Annotated in this window: 11 protein-coding genes; 9 read left to right on the top strand and 2 right to left on the bottom strand. The window is 65.3% G+C overall.

Annotation, left to right across the window (positions count from 1 at the left end):
- Nucleotides 1-94: 94 nt before the first annotated feature.
- Nucleotides 95-1,099 (bottom strand): alpha/beta hydrolase family protein, encoded by a 1,005-nt coding sequence (locus ACETPF_RS19840; protein ID WP_373936338.1) that lies wholly within the window; start codon nucleotides 1,097-1,099, stop codon nucleotides 95-97.
- A 479-nt stretch (nucleotides 1,100-1,578) separates the two neighbouring features.
- Between ACETPF_RS19840 and ACETPF_RS19835 the strand changes: the two genes are divergently transcribed.
- The 9 genes from ACETPF_RS19835 to ACETPF_RS19795 all read left to right on the top strand — a co-directional run bounded on the left by ACETPF_RS19835 (nucleotide 1,579) and on the right by ACETPF_RS19795 (nucleotide 14,724).
- Complete coding sequence (locus ACETPF_RS19835; protein ID WP_373936337.1) at nucleotides 1,579-3,918, top strand: TonB-dependent receptor; 2,340 nt, start codon at nucleotides 1,579-1,581, stop codon at nucleotides 3,916-3,918.
- 129 nt (nucleotides 3,919-4,047) lie between these two features.
- Nucleotides 4,048-4,770 (top strand): alpha/beta fold hydrolase, encoded by a 723-nt coding sequence (locus tag ACETPF_RS19830; protein WP_373936336.1) that lies wholly within the window; start codon nucleotides 4,048-4,050, stop codon nucleotides 4,768-4,770.
- A 241-nt stretch (nucleotides 4,771-5,011) separates the two neighbouring features.
- Nucleotides 5,012-7,507 (top strand): TonB-dependent receptor plug domain-containing protein, encoded by a 2,496-nt coding sequence (locus tag ACETPF_RS19825; RefSeq protein WP_373936335.1) that lies wholly within the window; start codon nucleotides 5,012-5,014, stop codon nucleotides 7,505-7,507.
- 145 nt (nucleotides 7,508-7,652) lie between these two features.
- Nucleotides 7,653-9,692 (top strand): hydantoinase/oxoprolinase family protein, encoded by a 2,040-nt coding sequence (locus ACETPF_RS19820; protein WP_373936334.1) that lies wholly within the window; start codon nucleotides 7,653-7,655, stop codon nucleotides 9,690-9,692.
- A 12-nt stretch (nucleotides 9,693-9,704) separates the two neighbouring features.
- On the top strand, nucleotides 9,705-11,450 hold the full coding sequence (locus ACETPF_RS19815; protein WP_373936333.1) for a hydantoinase B/oxoprolinase family protein: 1,746 nt from the start codon (nucleotides 9,705-9,707) through the stop codon (nucleotides 11,448-11,450).
- Complete coding sequence (locus tag ACETPF_RS19810; protein WP_373936332.1) at nucleotides 11,447-12,814, top strand: MFS transporter; 1,368 nt, start codon at nucleotides 11,447-11,449, stop codon at nucleotides 12,812-12,814. The genes ACETPF_RS19815 and ACETPF_RS19810 overlap by 4 nt, the downstream gene beginning before the upstream one ends.
- A 464-nt stretch (nucleotides 12,815-13,278) precedes the next feature.
- On the top strand, nucleotides 13,279-13,527 hold the full coding sequence (locus ACETPF_RS19805) for a hypothetical protein (protein ID WP_373936331.1): 249 nt from the start codon (nucleotides 13,279-13,281) through the stop codon (nucleotides 13,525-13,527).
- The gene (locus tag ACETPF_RS19800; protein WP_373936330.1) at nucleotides 13,524-14,483 is read left to right on the top strand and encodes a GAF domain-containing protein; all 960 of its coding nucleotides are present in this window, start codon (nucleotides 13,524-13,526) and stop codon (nucleotides 14,481-14,483) included. Before ACETPF_RS19805 ends, ACETPF_RS19800 begins: the two co-directional genes overlap by 4 nt.
- Before the next feature lie 55 nt (nucleotides 14,484-14,538).
- A complete protein-coding gene (locus tag ACETPF_RS19795; RefSeq protein WP_373936329.1) occupies nucleotides 14,539-14,724 on the top strand; it encodes a hypothetical protein in 186 nt (61 codons plus the stop codon).
- Between the two features lie 311 nt (nucleotides 14,725-15,035).
- On the opposite strand, the gene ACETPF_RS19790 is transcribed toward ACETPF_RS19795, so the two are convergent.
- Nucleotides 15,036-16,457 carry a hypothetical protein gene (locus ACETPF_RS19790; RefSeq protein WP_373936328.1) on the bottom strand — a complete coding sequence of 474 codons (1,422 nt, stop codon included), beginning with the start codon at nucleotides 16,455-16,457 and terminating at the stop codon, nucleotides 15,036-15,038.
- Between the last annotated feature and the right edge of the window lie 20 nt (nucleotides 16,458-16,477).

Raw genomic sequence — 16,477 nt, 5'->3', positions numbered from 1 at the left:
TGCCGGTCTGCAGGCCGACGCCCACCTGTCATCATGGCAGCGGGCAGTGAAATCGCAGCCAGCCGCCCCATGCGATACCCGGGGCAGGCGCCTGCTACTTGGCGCGCTCCCCTTCGATCCAGTCGATCACAAGGTCGGCGATCTGGAGGTTGTTGCGATCCTGCATGATCATGTGGCTGTTGCCGTGAATGCCGAGCTTTGGCGGATGCAGCATTCTCGCCTTGCCGCCGGCCGCGTTGACCCGCGCCACGAAGGCCTCGCAGTCCTTGAAGAAGGGGAACCAGTTGGGACCCACGCTCTGCGGCGTCTCGAGATGATCGCCGAACACGACCAGGATCGGCAGGCGCGCCAGCTTGCGGATCTGGTCATCGGTATAGGTCGCGGCATTGCAGCCGGGCGGCTCGAGGGCGACGAGCGCGCGCATGCCGGTCGGATCGCGCAGCGCCGCCTCGAAGGGAAAGCGGCCCGCCTGCGAGTGCCCGATCAGGACGGTGTCCTCGAGCTTCGCCGACAATTCGGCGAGGGCCGCATAGTTGGGATCGTCGGCCGGAAGGCTCTGACCGAGGTCGGGCACGGCCTGCCGGGCAAAGCTGTCGACGGCCTCGACCGGGAACTGCGTGTCCTCGAACTTGACACCGGGCGTTGGCCCGGCCCGAAATCTGACCCATGCGACATCGTTGGCGACGCGGCGCAACAAGGGCTGCGACGATGGGGAGGCTTGTCCTGCCCGCGCGGCGTTGAAGGGCGCCTGGTCGAACCCCGAGCGCCCACGGCCGACCTGGTCGACGACATAGCTACGAAAGCCGCGGCGCGCGAAATATTCGTACCAGCCCATGCGCCCGTCCGGGGTGGTTTCGTAGCTCGCGCCGGTCAGGGTCGCGCCATGGACCATCACGACCGACGTGCTTCGCGCGCCATGCGGCACCATGTACTGGACGTACATCTGGTCCACCGCCACCGGCCCGGCGCTGTAGAGACCGACTTCGACGTCGCTTTCGGCCTTCATCCGGCCTCCCACGAAGAAGCTGCCGGTGGCGTCCAGCACCAGCGGACCGGACGGGGTTGGCGCCGAGGGCGCGGCTTCGAGGGAAAGGGGCATCGCGAACAGTTCTCCGAACATCAAGGTGCAGGCCAGCAACTGTCGCATCAACCGTGTCTTTCGTTTTTCAGGCGATGGCGCGAGGCAGGCCCGGGAAACCGCCCACTCCTTCCGTGCCCGGCCGCCGCGAGCGAGACCACCGCTGAGCGGCATGCGTATTTCGACAGCCAAGTGTTTCTCCCTCGTATGCGGCGCATGGCGCTGCTCGTGCCTCGACCGGTAAGTCCATCGCACCGCCCGCGCGGCCCAGCCGAGACAGTCCGTGTCTCGAGGCTATGAGGGGCGACAAGGCGCGTCCAATTCCAATTGCGGGACCTCCCATGCCTCAGGTTATGGATTTTTGTGGCCGCACCGCCGGATGGGCCATAACCTTTGCGAATAAGGTGCGGCCAAATCGGTCTTTGTTTCACATGAATTTCGCCACCATTCCCGAGAGTCGGGGGTGCCGCAAAGCGCCCGACACAAAAGGGAGGCAAGACATGACGGGGAAAGCAATTCACAGGCATCGCCATCTCCTGGCAACCGCGTCGGTGATGGCAACGGTGGTGGCGGCGGCGATGCCGATGGTGGCGGTGGCCCAGGAAACGGGCGTTGCCTCTCCGGCGACCACGGGTACAGCGGGCACGGGTGACGCCGGGGAGATCATCGTCACGGCCCAGAAGCGCAGCGAGCGCATCAGCGACGTGCCGATGTCGATCAGTGCCGCCACAGGCGAACAGCTTGCGCAGCGCGGCGTGACCCAGGTCGCCGATCTTGCCAAGGTCGTACCGGGCTTTACCTTCCAGCCCAGCAATTACGGCACGCCCGTCTACAGCATCCGCGGGATCGGGTTCTTCGACCAGGCCGTCGCCGTCGCACCGACGGTAAGCGTCTATGTCGACCAGATCCCATTGCCTTATTCGGTCATGACCGAGGGCGCCACGCTCGATCTCGAACGGGTCGAGGCCCTGAAGGGGCCGCAAGGCACGCTGTTCGGCGAGAACTCGACCGGCGGCGCGATCAATTTCATCGCCAACAAGCCCACGGACCGGTTCGCGGCCGGGGGCAGCATCAGCTACGGCAATTTCGCATCCTATACGGGCAGTGGCTATGTCAGCGGCCCGCTGTCGAGCACGCTGACCGCGCGCCTTGCCGCCAGCACCGACCAACGAGGCGACTGGCAGCGCAGCCAGACGCGCGACGCGGGTCTTGGCGAGCGCAACTTCTCGACCGCGCGGCTCCTGCTCGACTGGAAGCCATCCGACAGCCTGCGGTTCGAAGTGAACCTCAATGGCTGGATGAACAAGAGCGATACGCAGGCGGCGCAATTCGTGGCGAGCGCGCCCGCGGTGCCCGGCGGCTATCCGGACCTCACCGCGGCGATCGCCGCCTTCCGGCCCGCGCCGAAGGACAACCGCGTGGCCGACTGGGACGCGGGCGCTCGCCTGCGCCGCGACGACGATTTCTTCCAGGCGTCCCTGCGCGCCGACTGGGACATCGCCGACGCCGTCACTCTGACGTCGCTCACCAGCTACTCCGAACTGCGCCAGAACGCGCCCAGCGACACCGATGGCACGCCCTACGACAACTTCCGCCTCACGATCCGCGCGAAGATCCGCTCCTTCGCCCAGGAGCTGCGGCTGTCCGGAACATCCCTCGACGACCGACTGCGCTGGATGCTGGGCGGCAATTACGAGCACAATGTCACGCACGACAACCAGTTCGGCCATATCCACGGCACCAATTCAGGGGTCGGCCCGATCCGCTTCTCGGAATTCGTGAACTCCAACAACCAGGATATCGAGACCAAGGCCCTGTTCGGCAGCCTCGACTTCAAGCTCACGGACAGGCTGACGGCCTCGGGGTCGCTGCGCTACACCCGCGTGGGTAACGATTTCCAAGGCTGTCCCTACGACACGGGTGACGGCCAGCTCGCCGCCGCCTTCTCGCTCCTCGCCTCCGCGCCGATCGCGCCGGGCGGCTGCGTCACGCTCGATCCGACGACGCTCGCCGCGGTCCCGCTGGTCCAGGCGTCGCTCGACGAGGACAATCTCTCCTGGCGGGCCGGGCTCAGCTGGAAGGCGGATGCCAGCACCCTGCTCTATGCCAATGTCACCAGGGGCTACAAGGCGGGCAGCTTCCCGACGATCGCGGCACTCACCCCCGTGCAATACACGCCCGTGACGCAGGAATCCGTGCTCGCCTACGAAGCGGGTTTCAAGAAGGGCTTCTTCGGCCAGACCCTCCAGGTCACGGGCGCGGCCTTCTACTACGACTACAAGAACAAGCAGATTCAGGGCTACATCGCCACGGCCTTTGGTAACGCACCGGCGCTGGTGTCCATCCCCAAGGGCAGCGTCCGCGGCGCGGAACTGAACATCACGTGGAAGCCGGTGCGGGCCCTGACCCTGAGCGGGGGCGCGACCTACGTCGATACGCGCGTCGATGCGCATTTTCTCGCCAACGACCCGTTTGCCAACCCTGTCGACCTGAAGGGCGAGCAGTTCCCCAATACCCCGAAATGGCAGCTGAACGGCGACGCCCAGTATGATTTTCCGCTGGGCGATGCGCTGGAAGGATATGTCGGGGGCTCGGTGCGCTATCGCAGCGACAGCTATGCCGCCTTCGGGCGCCAGCCCGCCTTCGAACTGCCCGGCTATGCGATCGTGGACCTGCGAGCCGGGATCCAGTCCGCGACCGGCCGGTGGCGGGCGGAAATATGGGGCCGCAACGTGACCGACAAATATTATGCGACGAGTGTCACCCATGTTCTCGATACGGTCGCCCGCCTGACCGGCATGCCCGCTACCTACGGCGCCACGTTCACCGTACGATACTGACTGTGATGGTTTTCTGGGCGAACCCGGCACGCCGCGGTTCGACCCAGGGAGCCTGAAAGGAATAGCCGGCTTCGGCTAACACCAACGGGGTAGGATGCCGCTACGCGATGGGCTGGCAGGGAGGAACGCTTGGCTACATTCATTCTCGTCCATGGCGCGCTCCACGGCGGCTGGTGCTGGGATCGCGTTTCCACCCGGCTCGAGGCCATGGGGCACCGGGCGCTGGCGCCCGACCTTCCCGGGTCGGCCGGCAACTGGATGGCGCACCAGGACGTGAGCCTCGCCGTCTATGGCGACTTCCTGGCCGACCTTGCTCGCCGGCAAGGCGAACGCACCGTCCTCGTGGGACATAGCCTGGCCGGGATCGCGATCAGCGAGGCGGCCGAACGGGTGCCCGAAGCGGTGGGCGGCCTTGTCTATGTCTCGGGCGTACTCCTGCCCGACGGCGCCGCTGCGATCGATCTCTTCGCGGGCAGGGCCATGCCGGAAGGCCTGAGCCTCAGCGAGGATGGCCTGTCTCTCGCCGACGACCCACGGCATGCCAGGGAGCGCTACTATAATGGCTGCGACGATGCGGACGCATCATCAGCGCTCGCACGGCTCTGTTCCCAGCCGGCGCGCCCGATGGCCGAGGCGCTTCGGCTCTCGCCCGACCGCTTTGGACGCCTCGCGCGGGCCTATGTCGAATGTGCCCACGACAATGCCATGGCGCCTGACCTGCAACGCGCGCAGCAGGCGGCACTTCCCTGCGATCCGGTCTTCGTGATGCAAACCGGCCACTCGCCGTTCCTCCAGGCACCCGACGAACTCGCCAGGCATCTTGCCGCTGCCGCGTCGGCATTCGGCCTCTAGCCCCTTCGCTCGCGAGCACACGAAGCTCGCCGGGCGCGACGAGCGCACAAGATCTCGGCCTGTCCGGCTCCAGCGCGCGCAATAAGCTCCCCCGTCCATGCTGGCGCCGCGCGCTCGATTCCTATAACCTCAGAGAATAGTCGACTAGAAAGTCGGTCTTTGTGTGAATTGATTGCCATCCTCATAGTTCGGCTTTGCGACGCCGTCGGCCTCGCGGGGAAAAGAACGAGGGGTAGGAAAAATGCAGAAAAAAAGCGGCATCCAACACATGATGCTCGGGCGGCCGGCGATCTCGGCCCTGGCGCTGATGGGAGGCCTCGCGATGGTCGCCCCGGCGTGGGGACAGACGGGCGCGACCGATGCAGCGGAGAATACGGCGGCCGACATCATCGTAACCGGCGTGCGCGGCAAGGCTCGTTCCGTCACCGACAGTCCCACGCCCGTCGATGTGATCAGTGGCAAGGAACTCGCACAGGGCGGCCGCGCCAACCTCTACCAGGACCTGCAGATGCAGATCCCCTCGTTCAACCAACCCGCCAAGGCCGGCGCGGGCACGTCGAGCGCGGTGCTGACGGGCGGCCTGCGAGGCCTCAACCCCGATCACACGCTGGTCCTCGTCAACGGCCTCCGCTGGCATCACACCGCGCTCATAAACGTGGGCAACCAGGTCTATAACGGCTCGGTGCCGGTGGACCTGGGCATGATCCCGACGACGTCGATCGAGCGCATCGAGGTGCTGCGCGAGGGTGCCGCCGCCCAATATGGCTCCGACGCGGTCGCCGGCGTCATCAACGTCATCCTCAAGGACACGCAAGGCGGCTCGATCAGCGCGCAATATGGGCAGAACATGGATCGCAGCGATGGCGAGCTGCTGATCGTGCGCGGCAACTACGGGTTCAAATATTCCGACACGGGATCGCTCAACCTCTATTTCTCGGCGCAGAAGCAGAATGCCTCCGACCGATCCTACCCGGTCGCCGGTACGGTCCAGCTCTATCCTCGTCTGCCGAACGGGCAGCCAGACCCGCGCGAGGCGACGGTCGATCGCCAGATCAGCAAGGGGTTCGGCGCCTTCCCGTACAAGCAGTTCCAGATCGGCTACAACGCCAAGGACCAGATCGGCGACGTCGAGGTCTTCTCGTTCGGGACGTTCAACCGGCGCATCCAGGATATCATCTATCCGCCGATCATTCCCAACAGCGCGGCCGCCCTTCCCGAGCTCTACCCCAACTTCGCCTATCCGGTCTTCCAGATCCGCGAGAGCGACGGGCAGATCGCACTGGGTGCCCGCGGGACCCTGAGCGGCTGGGACTGGAGCCTTTCGACGACAGCCGGGCAGGACAACGCCCCCCAGTATCTCTACCAGAGCCTCAATGCGAGCCTGGGGCCGACGAGCCCGACCGACTTCTATCTCGGCACGCTGCGCTCGCGCGAATGGGTCAATTCCCTCGACGTGACGCGCAAGTACGACTTGCCGGGCGGAGGCAGCCTGCAGGTCTCGTTCGGGCTGCAGGACCGGCTGGAGAACTTCAGGATTACCGAAGGCGATCCTGCGAGCTACGCCCTCGGCTCCTATGTCCGCCCCACCGGACAGGCCTTTGCCGGCGTGCCGCTGGCGGGCGGCGCGCAATATGCGCCGGGCTTCCGCCCTGCGGATGCCGGCTCCTGGAACCGCAATGTCGTCAGCGGCTACGGCGAGCTCGGCTACGAACCCAACGACCGGCTGTTCCTCGGGGTCGCTGGCCGGGTCGAGCATTTCAACGACTCGTCGGGAACCAGCGTGGTCGGCAAGGTCGACGGCCGGTACAAGCTCACCGACTGGCTCTCGCTTCGTGGCTCGTTCGGCAATGGCTTCCACGCGCCGAGCCTCGTTCAGCAGCATTATTCCAATGCGCGCATCACGCCGAGCACCGCTGCCGCAACGCTGGGGCAGGTGATCACGAACCAGATCCTGCCGGTCGACAATCCTGCTGCGATCGCGCTGGGCGCTCGCCCGCTGCGCCCGGAAAAGTCGCTCGACACGAGCGTGGGCCTCACGCTCAACCCGTCGCCGGACTTCAGCCTGACCGTCGATGGGTACATCGTGAAGGTCGACAATCGCATCGCGCTCAGCAGCATCCTGCAGGGGCCTGCGGTCAATGCCATCCTCGTCGCCAACGGGCTCTCGCCCAATCTCACGGGGCAATATTTCACCAACGCGCTCGACACGCGCACGATTGGCGCCGACGTGATCGCCACCTATCGGCGGCGCCTGGGTGACCTCGGCACGGTGAGGCTGACGGCGGCGCTCAATCTCAATCATACGAAGATCACGAGGATCGGCGCCAATCCGCCCGAGCTCGATGCCCTCGGCGCTGGCTACCAGCTGGTCGATCGCGTGACGCAAGGGTATCTCACGGACGCGATACCCGAGAGCAAGATTGCCCTGGGCGCGAGCTGGAACTGGGACAAGCTCGATTTCAACCTGCAAGGCATCCGGTACGGCAAGTTCACCGCGCCCGGCGTCAATCCCTCGCTGGACCGCTTCTTCCCGGCCAAGTGGATCACCAACGTGCAGGTCCAGTACCACATCACCAGCCAAGTCAGCATCGCGGCCGGCGCGGACAACATCTTCAACGTCTATCCGCCCGCGAACAACATCCCGCTCGCCCAGTTCGGCTACAATCAATATCCTCGGTTCAGCCCCTTCGGCTTCACCGGCGGGTCTTATTATGGTCGACTGCAGGTGGACTTCTAAGGCGGTCGCAGCGGAACGCGAAAGGGGTGGGCACCTGCGAAGGCAGCCCTCCCCCAGAGACCAGGACAGGTGACCTGAAAATGACGCTCAGGTCTTGTTCGACAACGCATCGCATATTTCAGGCGATCGGAAGGGTGCAAGGATAATGTATCGTATTGGCGTGGATGTAGGCGGCACTTTCACCGACTTCACCATCACGAATTCACAAAGCGGCGAGAACCTTTACTACAAGATCTCCTCGACGCCCGCCGATCCGTCGGACGCGATCGTGTCGGGGATCGCGCAGATCATCGAGCTCTTCGCGATCGCGCCCGAGACCATATCCTACATAGGGCACGGGACGACCGTCGCCACCAACATGATCATCGAGCGGCGCGGCGTGCCGACCGGACTGGTGACGACCAAGGGCTTCCGCGACGTCCTGGCGATCGGGCGGCAGACGCGGCCATCGCTCTACGACATGGCGGTCCGCAAGCCGGATCCGCTGGTGGAACGCTATCGTCGCCTGGAGGTGGACGAGCGGCTGAACGCCAGGGGCGAATGCCTCTCCCCGCTCGACGAAGCCGAGCTCGAGCGCGTGCTCGACGAACTGGCCGGGACGGGCGTGGAGGCGATCGCCATTTCCTTCCTCCACACCTATCGCAACCCGGCCCATGAGGAAGCCGCCGCGCGCATCGCCGCGCGCCGGCTGCCCGGGGTCTATGTCAGCGTCTCCTCGCGTGTCCTGCCCGAGTTCCGCGAATACGAGCGCACCTCGACGACGGTTCTCAACGCCTATGTCGGACCGCGCATGGAGGCCTATTTTGACCGCCTGAAGCGCAAGATCGCCGATCTCGGCATCGCGGCCGAGCCGATGATCATCCATTCCAACGGCGGCCTGCTCTCGATCGACAGCGCCAAGCGTCTTCCCGTCACCACCTGCCTTTCGGGGCCCGCGGCCGGTGTGATCGGCGCGGCGGCCGTAGGCGCGGCCGCCGGCTTTCCCAACCTCGTGACCTTCGACGTGGGCGGCACGAGCACCGACGTGTCGCTGATCGTCGATGGCGTCCCCAAGCTTGCATCCAGCCGCGAGGTCGCGGGATATCCCGTCAAGCTGCCGATGATCGACATCCATGTGATCGGTGCCGGGGGCGGCAGCATCGCCCATGTCGACGAGGCCAAGGCGCTCAAGCTGGGTCCCCGGAGCGCCGGCGCGGCCCCTGGTCCGGTCGCCTATGGCCGCGGAGGCACCGAGCCGACGCTGACCGATGCCAACATCTGCCTCAACCGGCTCAACCCGGTCGTGCTTCTCGATGGCCGCATGCCGGTCGATCGCGCCGCTGCCGTCTCTGCCATCGAGGAAAAGGTCGCGGGGCCGCTCGGCATCTCGGTCGAGGATGCCGCGTTCGGCATGATCCAGGTCGCCGCCGCGAGCATGAGCCGCGCCATCCGGGCGGTTTCCACCGAACAGGGGCACAATCTGGGCGATCTTGCCCTCTTCGCATTCGGTGGCGCCGGGCCGTTGCACGCCGCCGAGGTGGCGCGCGAGGCCGGGATCGGGCGCATCGTCGTGCCGCAGGAGCCGGGGACCATGTGTGCCCGCGGGGTCCTGCTGTCCGATGTCAGCCTCGACTTCGTGCGGATGCAGCTCGCGCTTGCAACGCCGCAAAGCTGGGAAGCGGCCAGTCTGGCCCTGCAGGAAATGGCCGCCGAGGGGGACAGCTGGCTGGCATCGGAGAATGTCGCGCCGGATCTGCGCAGCTTCCATCTCGCCGTCGACGCGCACTATGCGGGCCAGAGCCACGAGATCCGCATTCCACTTCACGCGGCCGGCGGAACGAGCCTCGAGGAATTCCTCGCACAGTTCGCGGCCGCCCACCGCGCCGCCTATGGCTACGACCATCCCGACCAGGCCGTCTACATCGTCAGCTGCCGCCTTCGGGCCATCGGACAGGTGCCAAGGACGCTCGACGCCTCCCACGCGGGCGGCGCCTCGATCGCGGACGCGCAGGTCGACGAGCGCAGCGTCTATTATGGATCGTCGGAAGGCTGGCTGGCGACACCGATCTTCCGGCGCTCCGCACTCCCAGTGGGCGAAGCCGTTTCCGGCCCGGCCATCATCGAGGAGATGAGCTCGACCACCGTGATCCTCGCCGGCCAGTCGGCCGTGATCGACGGCTACGGCAACATCATCATCACGAACTGAGTGAGAAGCATCATGGCGGACATGCACGACTCCCGCGACCCGGCCAGTGGCCAACAATTCGACGCCATCGAGATGGAAATCTTCACCAACCGAATGCTCTCGATCACCGAGAACATGGCGCTCAACATGATGCGCTCCTCCTACTCCTCGCAGATCAAGGAGCGACGGGACTTTTCGGTCGGGATCTTCGATGCACGCGGCGGCCTGATCGCGCAGGGCACCCACATCCCGATCCACCTCGGCTCGCTGCTCGGCGCCGTGGAAGCGCTGCTCGAGCGCTACAGCGTCGAGGACATGGCCGAGGGTGACGCTTTCATCTGCAACGATCCCTACCTGGCGGGAGGCACGCACATCCCAGACGTCTCGATCGTCAGCCCGGTGTTCATCGAGGGTCAGGTCATCGCCTTTGCCGCCAACATCGGGCACCATTCGGACCTCGGCGGCGCAGTGCCGGGATCCATTTCGCCGGGTGCGCGCACCATCTTCGAGGAAGGACTGCGCATTCCGATCATCCGCATCGCCCGGGCGGGTGCGGTGGACGAGGACCTGCTGAACCTCATCGCCAGCAACTCACGACTCTCGGAAGAAAGGCGTCTCGATCTCAAGGTCCAGATCGCGGTCAACGCGCGGGGCGGCGAGGAGACCAGGGCCCTGTTCCTGCGGATGGGAGTGGAGAAGGCCCAGGCGGCGATCGCCGACGTCTACGCCTACACGGCCGATCGACTGCGCCGGCGTGTCGCCGCGCTGCCGGCGGCGACACACAGCTTCACCACCTGGCTGGACGACGATGGCAGCGGCAGTGCGCCGGTTCCGATCGTCGCCACCCTGACGCTGGGAGGCGAGACGCTGCATGTCGATTTCGAAGGCACGGGCCCACAGGCGCAGGGCGCCTTCAACGTTCCCTTCAGTGCGCTTCGGGCGACCATCTACTATTGCGTGAAAGCCCTCCTCGATCCTGACCTGATGCCCAACAGCGGCATGTTCACCGCAGTCACCATCGCGGCGCCGGAAGGGTCGATCCTCAATCCCCGCTTCCCCGCAGCGTGCGGCGTGCGTAGCAACACCTGCCAGAAGGTGGCAGGCGCGGTGTTCGGCGCCTTTCGCGACGTGCTCCCCGAGGACCGGCTCATTGCGTCGAGCAACGACCTGCTGCCATCGATCATGCTGTCCGGCACCCGTCCGGAAAATGGGCGCTTCTATGTCGTTGCCGAGACGCTCGGCGGCGGCGGCGGCGCACGACAGGACGGGGACGGAATGGACGCCATTCACGTCCACATCACGAACAGCCTCAACATGCCGACCGAGGCCCTGGAAAACGAGTTCCCGCTCCTGTGCGAGGAATATGGACTTGCGGTGAACTCCGGCGGGGCTGGTCGCCAGCGCGGCGGCCTCGGCATCGCGCGGCAAATCCGGGCGCTGGAGGATTCAACGACCTTCTCGGCGCGGTCGGACAGCTACATCCATGGTGCGGAAGGCATCGCGGGCGGCGGCACCGGCGGTCTCAGCGCCGTGGTCTTCAACGCCGGACGCAACGATGAAAAGGCGCTGCCGACCAAGGTCGCCAACTTCGTCCTGAATGCCGGGCAGAGCATCCGGATAGAAACACCCGGTGGCGGCGGGTTCGGACCGGCCGGCGACCGCCCGGTCGAGCAGATCGCCCGTGACCTGCGCGACGGTGTGATCACCAGGGAAGCGGCCGAACGCGACTATGGCGCCGACAGGGTCGGTGCGGCCCTCGCCGCCACCATCCGTCCATGACGGTGGAAGCACCTCAAGCACCGTCGGCGGACCACTCCGGCGAGCCGGCAAGTGGCATTCAGAAAATCACGCACTTTCGCTGGGTCATCCTCGCCCTCGTCTGCTTCATCTACATGCTGGTCGCCGCCGACCGGGCCAATCTCGGTGTGGCGCTCCCGGCGATCCGCGGCGAGTTCCGCATCAGCAATGCCGAGGCAGGCCTCTTTGCGAGCCTGATGTTCTTCTGCTTCGCAGCCGCGCAGATTCCCTCGAGCATGCTCGTGCGGCGTTTCGGAGCGCGGCACCTGATGCTGGGTGCACTGGCGGCGGCGGCAAGCGCCTCGTACCTCATCGGCACCAGCGGCTCGACCCTGGACATCAAGGTCTACCGCTCGCTGCTGGGGATTGCCGAGGCGATCATCTCGGTCTGCTGCATGACGACCATCAACCACTGGTTCTCGGTGCGCGATCGCGGCACCGCGACTGGCTTCTACTGGGGTGCGTCCAAGCTGGGCCCGGTGCTCTGCCCGCCCATCGCCGTGCTGATCCTCCAGATGCACGGCTGGCGCGCGATCTTCCAGATTTTTGCAGTGCCGGTGCTCGGCGCGGCCCTGATCTGGTTCTTCTTCGTCAAGGGCCGGCCCGAAGACTCTCGCTTCGTCTCGCCCGCCGAGCTCGCTCGGATCAGGGACAGCCGCACCGCCGGCGAGGCTAGGACCGTCAGCGAACGGCTAGGGCGGGTACCCGGCTGGATCGACCGGCTGATTCGCCTGCGTTCGATCGAGCAGATCGACAGCGTCGCCGGCGTCTTCCGGTCGTGGAACCTCATCGGCAATGCCTGCGCCACCATCTTCATGGTGGGCATCTTCAATGTCTTCCTGGCGTGGATCCCGTCCTATCTGCTGAATGCAAGGCATTTCCCCCTCGCGACTGCCGGCGTCCTTGCCTCGGCGCTGTTCGGCGGCGCCGTGGCGGGCAATCTTGCAGGCGGCTGGCTCTCGGACAATGTCCTGGGACTTCGTCGCAAGCCGCTGATGATGTTCGGCGCGTTGTTCACCGCCGCGGCGCTCGCCCTGTTGATCCATGCCCCTGCGGATCCGTTCCTGGTCGGCGCCCTGCTGGTCGCCACCGGCTTTGTCGTCGGTCTGGGCTATCCCCATTTCTCGATCTATCCCATGAGCCTGACGACCCGCGAGATCTATCCCGTGGCGTACGGCGCGCTCAACACGGGTGCCGCACTCGGGGCAGCCTGCTTCCCCTTCGCCGCCGGGGCCATTCTCGACGCCTACAGCTGGAACGAACTGTTCCTGTTCCTGTCCTTGTCCTCGCTCGTCTGCCTCGGCTTCCTGGCAACGATCGTCGAACCGGTCATCACCGATCGCTGAGGCGGACGCGGTGGTTGGATGTCGAATGGCGGCATTCACCACCAATCCCGCCACGGTCGCTAGCGCGCGGGTCGAGCGAGGCAGCCGGGGTTGTCGTATCCGCGACGACGAATGTGCCGAAGAAAGCGCCGATTATACTCGCAAGCGCCGGCCAAGGCCCGGGGGGTGTCACTTTAACTCCACGCGGCGTGAACCGGGCGGCAAGTCGCGGGTCGACCAAACTCGGTCACTCCCCTCAACCTCACGGAGCATCTTGCGCGGACCAAAGCGGCCGGTCGAACGTGCGACCGGCGGCGGTGGCATCGACAGCCCGGCGGGTGATCGGCAGGTGACGCGCCGGCGAGTGTTGCCGGCACCGGGCCTGGCCTGATGCTTGTGGATGTGGCCGGACTTGTCATGGATGCCATCCAGACCGTACTTTCGGTTGCGACATCAGTTGGCGTGCTCTTGAAGGATCATTAGCGGTGAACATCTTCGAACTCGATCCCGATCTGCTCGCGCGCTACGATGCCTTCGCGCGCTCTCCCACCGCAGTCCACGCCGGCGATTTCAGCACCCAGGCCGATCTCATCTGGCGCAGCAGCGCGTTTCGTGCGCAGCCGCCGACCGGCATCGATCTGAAGTTCGAGGAGCGCACCCGCCGCCTCGTCCCGGCCGCCGGCGGCGAACTCACCGACCAATGCCTGCGACTGCGACTGTGGTGTGTTCGGTGAGCACGGAAGTGACTTCCGTCTTCGAGAGCCTCGAAGCCCGCCTGAAGCCGAACCGCAATGGTGCACTGCGCAAGATCAGTGAGCGTATCCAGGGTTTGGAGCAGCTGCGGCTCTGGTTCGTGATCGTCGGCGTGCTCGGTGCATTCCTGGCGGCGCTCGCCAAGGCATTCGATGGGACCGCGGGGACGGTGCTCGTGTTCGTGGGTGCGACCCTGGCCGGTGTCGGCGCGGCATTCGTCGCCCGCTTCGACTTTCGAAAGCTCGAGCTCACCACGCTTCTCACCCAAGCCGAAGAAATTGCGGAGGAAGCGATCGAGGCTGGCCGCAAGCTGCAGGATCGACAATCCTCGGCCTCCCTGCTCGACCGCCGCCGCCTGGCGTTGATAGACGCTAACACGGTCATGCGCGAGGCCTTGGAACAGGCGCTGCTGATCCCGGAGGCGGACCCGGTCGGTACGGTCGACGTGATGATCGAAATGGCACTGCGGCATCTGCTGGTCTCGATCGGGCTGGAGCAGGAAGAGGAATGGGTCATCTCCGTCTTTCAGGTCCAGGGTGATGAGCTGGTGCGCATCTCGGCCAAGCGCGCGTTGCGTGCCGACGAGCACAAGCATTCACGTCGCTGGAAGATGAACCAGGGCGCGGTCGGTGCGGCGTGGGCGCGGCAGGATGTCGTTGTCATGTCGGATGGGCAGGACGGCGTCAGCGCGCACGACGTAAAGGTGCCGGAAGCCTTGCAGAAGCCCTATGACGGCACGCGCTACCGCTCCATGGCGGCCGTCCCGGTGCGATTGGGCGATCCGGTGCGGATCTGGGGTGTGGTTGCCGTCTCGTCCGATCGGCCTGGCCGGTTTCGCCGCTTGCCCGGCGACCGACAGGAGCAGGCCGTCGATACCGTTCGGCTGATCGCCCGAATGACCGCTTTGATGGCCGCAGCGTTCGAGCGGAGCCATTGATGTCCTTCCAACGTTCCCAATATCGTGTTACGAAATTCGTAGAAGGAGCCCGCTCATGACATTTGGCACGGAACCCGATCCGGTCGACCTGCTCGACCGCGAGGAGGAGCGCGCAATTGCTGCTGTCGTTCGTGCGCGCTTTGGCAGGGGCGATTTGAGACAGGCACTGAGTACCATGGAGGGCGTCACTACCCGGCGGCTGCAGATGCGCGCCCAGCAAGTCGTCCGCCGCTTCGCCTGAACGCAATACCACTCGCGTCAACTGCTATTTGATGGTGACGGCTTCCGGCTGCGCCCCGATGGAGCTTGTCAGGGCCACAAACGGAGAGCCTTGCTAAAGATAGCAATAAGGGCCGGTGCCGACCAAATCAGGCCGTCTGGAGCTAGGGGACGAACGGCAGGTTTCACCGAAATCTTCCATTTGACCGAAGCATCCCTTTTCCGTGGGAAAGGGATGCGGGTGCTTGATACCCTACCTAATCGAGGCGCCGAGCCTCCGCGCGACGAAGGGTCTCCAGCACCCCGCCGAGCCTCCGAATCATAAGATACCCCTCAATGATCGCTGGCATCCCGGTGCGAAGCCGGGGCGCCTCCGGATGCATCTTCGGCCGGCTGTTCCGGCAGCTTGAATGGCCGTGCGGCAGGATCGTCAGTGAAATGCAGGATCAGATGATCGTCATCCTCATCGACGCTGCGAGGCGCCAGCTCGGCAGCGCTAATGGTGAAGCCCAAATCCAGCCAGGTCTTGAAAATGTTCCGCCCTTCGTCGCGTGGGTCGAGTTGCTTGCGGAAGCGCTCTTCGGTCATCCTGCCGGCAAGCAGATCGAGGAGCATCCGTGCCGGGAATTCGACACTGAACCGGCCGGAGCCGCGATTGGATCGTACGGTCATCCCAAGATATTGTCCTGTCCTTGAGGGGGAGAAGGCACCCTGGCGAAAGAGGGAGCGCGCCTGATAGCCCTCATAGTGGGGATCGGGCAGCAGCCCCGCCATCATGTCGAGCGCGGGCGGCGGTTCCGGCAACTGTGGTGTGCCGAAGAAGGCGACGGTCCAGCGTCGCGGCTTGCGACCATCCGGATTAAAGCCGTTGAACCTCTTCAGTTCCTTGAACGGCGAGACGGTGACGACGGCATCGACGTTGCGACCGCGACCTGCGAGAAAGTGGAGAATAATCTCGCGCGCCGATACGAACCGGCGGGTATGGTCGAGCTCGCCGAAGCGCCCGACCCGCCGCAGCAAGGTCGATCCGACATCAGCGACGAAGAGGACACGCAGGGTGCCGGCCGCAGCCGCCCGCAACTGCTTGGCCTTGCGCACCAGCAAGTCGAACAGCGGGTTCTCCTCGAGTGAATGCGTTTCCGGCGGCATCGAAGAATAGAGGTTGTGGTAGCGTGTCTGCTTGCGCTCGGTGTGCTCGATCTCGACGTCGAGCCCCTTGGCCTGGAGGCGCAGTCGTGCCGAGCGGGACTGACCCGAACCGACCCAGTGCGTTATCGCCGCGCGCTCATCGTCGGTGAGACGATAGCCACGTGGCGCGAGCCTACGGCGGATGTAGCGACCGTCAACATATCCACTCTCTTCGCGATACCGGAAATAGAGATAGTCGCCAGTGCCCTTGCTGGCGCGGCTGGCAACCTCGGAGATCTGGATCGCGATCGCGTCCATGTCCTCCTCGCCCGAAATCGCGTTGTCGGTCGTTGCCGCGATCTCGATGGCAGTAGTGCGCCCTTCGACGAAGGCATCGGTAATCGCGTCGGGTCGCCGGCTGTCGCCCCACCATTCCGGCTCAATCTCCAGGTCGCCGAGCGACTGGATCGCCCAGAGCAGGGCAAGTTCCATTTCCGCGGGGAGCGCCTGCTCAACCTGCTTGGAATCGTTGAGCCGGCGTAGGAGGTCTCGGCCCTTTTCCGGTCCGAGGACGGTTGCGAGCGCATCAAGCATTGACTGGATTCGACGGCGCGCGAAAATCGGCATGATCCGCCCTTAGCAGTCTT

This window comes from Sphingobium agrisoli (assembly GCF_041877245.1).
GTDB lineage: Bacteria > Pseudomonadota > Alphaproteobacteria > Sphingomonadales > Sphingomonadaceae > Sphingobium.
The sequence above is the reverse complement of the archived record's forward strand: the minus strand, read 5'-3'. Positions and strand labels throughout refer to the sequence as shown.

Excerpts from the sequence above, each read along its gene's own strand:
- ACETPF_RS19840 (WP_373936338.1), bottom strand. The coding sequence starts at position 1,099 with ATGCCCCTTTCCCTCGAAGCCGCGCCCTCGGCGCCAACCCCGTCCGGT.
- ACETPF_RS19835 (WP_373936337.1), top strand. The coding sequence starts at position 1,579 with ATGACGGGGAAAGCAATTCACAGGCATCGCCATCTCCTGGCAACCGCG.
- ACETPF_RS19825 (WP_373936335.1), top strand. The coding sequence starts at position 5,012 with ATGCAGAAAAAAAGCGGCATCCAACACATGATGCTCGGGCGGCCGGCG.
- ACETPF_RS19820 (WP_373936334.1), top strand. The coding sequence starts at position 7,653 with ATGTATCGTATTGGCGTGGATGTAGGCGGCACTTTCACCGACTTCACC.
- ACETPF_RS19815 (WP_373936333.1), top strand. The coding sequence starts at position 9,705 with ATGGCGGACATGCACGACTCCCGCGACCCGGCCAGTGGCCAACAATTC.
- ACETPF_RS19810 (WP_373936332.1), top strand. The coding sequence starts at position 11,447 with ATGACGGTGGAAGCACCTCAAGCACCGTCGGCGGACCACTCCGGCGAG.
- ACETPF_RS19795 (WP_373936329.1), top strand. The coding sequence starts at position 14,539 with ATGACATTTGGCACGGAACCCGATCCGGTCGACCTGCTCGACCGCGAG.
- ACETPF_RS19790 (WP_373936328.1), bottom strand. The coding sequence starts at position 16,457 with ATGCCGATTTTCGCGCGCCGTCGAATCCAGTCAATGCTTGATGCGCTC.